The sequence below is a fragment of the Pseudonocardia sp. Ae331_Ps2 genome (assembly GCF_001932405.1).
Classification (GTDB): Bacteria; Actinomycetota; Actinomycetes; order Mycobacteriales; family Pseudonocardiaceae; genus Pseudonocardia.
Window position 1 is genome coordinate 35,514 of record NZ_MCIM01000002.1, and the last position, 3,709, is coordinate 39,222.

Annotated in this window: 4 protein-coding genes and 1 pseudogene; 2 read left to right on the top strand and 3 right to left on the bottom strand. The window is 61.0% G+C overall.

What is annotated here, in order from left to right; genetic code table 11:
* On the top strand, positions 1 to 191 hold a 191-nt coding region (locus Ae331Ps2_RS28510; RefSeq protein WP_139319264.1), incomplete at its 5' end, for an IS3 family transposase.
* A 313-nt stretch (positions 192 to 504) separates the two neighbouring features.
* Here the strand turns inward: Ae331Ps2_RS28510 and Ae331Ps2_RS28515 are convergent.
* The gene (locus Ae331Ps2_RS28515) at positions 505 to 1,464 is read right to left on the bottom strand and encodes an acyl-CoA desaturase (RefSeq protein WP_075313139.1); all 960 of its coding nucleotides are present in this window, start codon (positions 1,462 to 1,464) and stop codon (positions 505 to 507) included.
* Positions 1,465 to 1,651: 187 nt separating this feature from the next.
* Positions 1,652 to 2,062, bottom strand: a complete 411-nt coding sequence (locus Ae331Ps2_RS34415; RefSeq protein WP_075313137.1) for a cupin domain-containing protein — start codon at positions 2,060 to 2,062, stop codon at positions 1,652 to 1,654.
* A gap of 474 nt (positions 2,063 to 2,536) precedes the next feature.
* On the opposite strand from Ae331Ps2_RS34415, the gene Ae331Ps2_RS28525 reads away from it, so the two are divergent.
* The gene (locus tag Ae331Ps2_RS28525; protein WP_075313135.1) at positions 2,537 to 3,574 is read left to right on the top strand and encodes a PLP-dependent aminotransferase family protein; all 1,038 of its coding nucleotides are present in this window, start codon (positions 2,537 to 2,539) and stop codon (positions 3,572 to 3,574) included.
* Here Ae331Ps2_RS28525 and Ae331Ps2_RS31565 read toward each other — a convergent pair.
* Positions 3,575 to 3,709: pseudogene (locus Ae331Ps2_RS31565) on the bottom strand (IS5/IS1182 family transposase); the annotation flags it as partial. It abuts the gene before it with no gap.

Consider the following 3,709-nt stretch of genomic DNA (forward strand, 5'->3'; position numbering starts at 1 on the left):
CCCCCCTCAAGATCGAGCTGCTCTACTGGCCCGGCACCACGTTCACAACCCGCCGCGAGGCCGAGCACGCCCTGATCCGCTACCTCGACGGCTGGTACAACCCACGCCGGATCCAGGCACGCCTGGGCGGGCTCTCACCCGACGAGTACGAAGACCACTATCGTCGCGCCCAACGCGACGCAGACAGGTAGCCCGCACTCCGGGAAACCGGGGGAAGCTCAGCAGGGTCCCGTCGAGGATCACGAACGCCTTCCCGAGCGCGACCTCGATCGCCTGGGCCAGGGTTGGGGGCCAACGCCGCGAGCAGCTCGGTCGCCTCGCGCAGGAAGCGGTACACGGCCGAGGTCTCGACCCGGAAACCGCGACCGGTAGGAGCAAGCGCGGCGCGGTCGACCTCCCACGCAAGCCCGCCGAGGTGGGCCGGGGGCTGACTGGCCCCGCGACAAGACGGCGCCCCGGTGCTCGTGGGAACACCGGGGCGCCAGTCCTTCTGGCACGGGCAGGTCAGGCCGCGGCGGCCTGCTTCTTGGTCGCCAGCTTCTCGAGCCGGCGGGTGGTGGGCCAGCGGACGGCGGTCGCCCAGCCGAGCTTCTCGAAGCCGCGGATGACGACGGCCGAGATGTCGATCTGGCCCTTCTTCACACCGTGCCGGGCGCAGGTCGGGTCGGCGTGGTGCAGGTTGTGCCAGGACTCGCCGAAGGACAGGACCGCCAGCCACCAGACGTTGGCGGACTTGTCACGGGAGGCGAAGGGACGCTCGCCCCAGATGTGGCAGATCGAGTTGATCGACCAGGTGACGTGGTGCAGCACCGCGACGCGGACCAGACCGGCCCAGAAGAACGCGGTGAACGCGCCCCACCAGGACATCGTGACCAGGCCGCCGATGAGGGCCGGGCCGAGCAGACTGACGACGACGATCGCTGGAAAAGCACCCTGAATTCGCATCATGGTGCTGTCCGCGATCAAGTCAGGGGCGAACCGCTGATGATTGGTCAGGTCGCGCTTGAAGTTCCAGCCGAGGTGGGAGTGCCAGAAGCCCTTGACCAGTGCCTTCGCGCCGGTGCCGTAGAGCCACGGCGAGTGCGGGTCGCCCTCCTTGTCGGAGAAGGCGTGGTGGCGGCGGTGGGTCCCGACCCATTCCAGCACCCCACCTTGCAACGACAGACTGCCCGCGATGGCTAGCGCGATCCGCAGCGGGCGCTTGGCCTTGAACGAGCCGTGGGTGAAGTAGCGGTGGAAACCGACCGTCACGCCGAGGCCGCTGATCGCGTAGAAGACGACGAACAGGGCGACGTCGACCCAGCCGAGACCCCAGCCCCAGGCCAGCGGGACGGCGGCGAACAGGGCGAGCGTCGGGAGAACGACGAACACTCCGACGAGGAGAACTTCCCTGCGGCGGCGTCGGCCGTCGAACAGCGGTGCTCGTCCAGTGCTCGCACGACCCGAGGCATCCTCAATCGTCATGAATTGAACTCAACACCTCGTCGCATCAAAACGAAAATCCAGCCCTCCCCCCCCCCTGAGCAGGTAGGGGAAACCCCCGTACGCCTACCGCAGCGACTGAGACAAGCCATCCAGGTCCTCAAGGCCAAGAAGCTCGCACGGTCACGCAAAGATCAAGTTTATCGTTCCTCGATCTCTAGTTCGCAGGTTAGTCAGAGCGTTTCACAACCCGGTCGACCCAAACGCATTCATGAGCTCTCATCATCCACGGTGCGAGGAAACTTGAATCGTCGTCCGCTCGCTTTCGTTGCTCCGTCTCGAACTTTTTGCGGAGCTCTTCCGCGCGAAGCTTCGCTTCGATCTCTCGGTCAGGGCAGAGCACGACATCGTCATTAAACTCTGGATCCGTCCGAACCTCGACCGCCGTCAGCGGCGAAGAGGAGCTGAGATTTACTGCCATATGCAGTACGCCGGCCGGAACGAAGATGAACTCTCCAGCCGCATGTATATGTGGCGTGAGGTCAGGTCCAGTTAGGGTTAGGGCATGACCAGCCACGGCGATGACGATAATGTCGGAATGCTCGTGAAAATGGACTTTCGACGATGCTCGCGGGGGCATTACTACGATTCCGGCCGACAGTCTTGTAGAGCCTGATGTGGCGGCAGTAATGCACGGGAGTAGTGCTTGCGCTTGCGGTCCACGGATAACTCGATTATCCGCTGCGCCCACGACGGAAACTCTCGCGTCTTTCACCGGTCCTACTTCTCCCTAAACTATTTTAGTGTGACGCTAGACTGGACGTTACCACTCTTCCGTCACCACTCATGTCGCCAGCCGTAACTTTCGAGAGATCGCCAGAGGCAGGCTACCTAGCGGCGAACGAGATTCTATCGATGAAAGCACCACCGACATGACGAAGCAACCCTCCTGGCGGAGTTGGCAGGATGCCGCCAACCAGTGTGACGGATAACCGCCAACTATCAGCTCAACTTGCCCGAGTAGAAGAACTCGACGGCCAGTGTCGAGATAAACTCGGTTAACAACGTTAGGGTCTCGCCGCCAGATCGGTGAGAAACGGGAGACGAGGTTTGTGTGGCATCCGAGACCGCTCAGCGGAAACTAGGTGAACTTGGGACCGACAGAATTGCCGAGATCTTCGAGCGGGTGATCTGCAGCAATGACTTGATTTCGTTCGCGGCGGGGGCCCCAAGTCACGATCTGTTGCCAACTGATTTACTCGAATCGGCAGTCAAAAACGCACTAGCTCGGTATGGGTCGACCATCCTGCAGTACGGTGAGGTAAGAGGCTTCACCCCACTAATCGAAGTCTGTAGTGAGCTACTCGCGGCTCGTGGGATGACACGATGCACAGAACGGATACACATCGCAACAGGCGGTTCTGGAGCTCTCAACAATATCGCCGGATCGGTCCTCGACCCAGGCGACGTGGTTCTCGTCGAGACGCCTACATATGGGCCGGCTTTATCTGTCTTCCGCAGCTATGGAGCGGAAGTCGTCCAGGTGGCCACGGATAATCAGGGCATCGCCCCAGACAGTCTTGACACGATGCTGAGCCGATTTCCCGGCGCGCTAGTGTATCTGCTACCCACCTTTCAAAATCCGACCGGAGCAACAGCATCAGCTGCTCGGAGAATGGCTCTCGCCGCAGTCCTACTACGTCACGACGCGTTGGCAATCGAAGACGACGTATACTGCGAGCTCCGATATTCGGGCACACCCGAGCCAGCTCTTTGCTCGTACGCCCCAGACAACGTCGCATACATCACATCTCTCTCGAAAACTCTTGCGCCAGCGCTGCGTATCGGCATCAGCGTTCTTCCAGATAGGATTCTGAAAACAGTCCTGCGCATCAAACGCGGAATTGATATGCAGACGTCTTCACTCTGCCAGGCTACAGCCGCTGAGGCAATTAAGTCTCTTGCCTATGAAGAGCATCTTCAAACTATTCGTTCAACATATGAACGGCGAATGCAGACGATCGGCGATAGCCTCACAAGGCATCTTACGCCAGTGGTCCGTTGGCGAATTCCAGACGGGGGCCTGTTCGTATGGCTAGAAGGTCCTCCTAGCCTCGATGCGGATAGTGAGGTGTTCTCAGTAGCGGGTTGATCATGTCGTGCGGTCGTACTCGGTGTGGAGTAGTACGAGCGCAGCTGCGGTGATCGCGCCGGTGCGCCAGGGACATAGCGTGACTCGCCGCAACGCGGCGAAGGTGGTCTTGAGCAGGGCGTTTCCGCGTTCGGC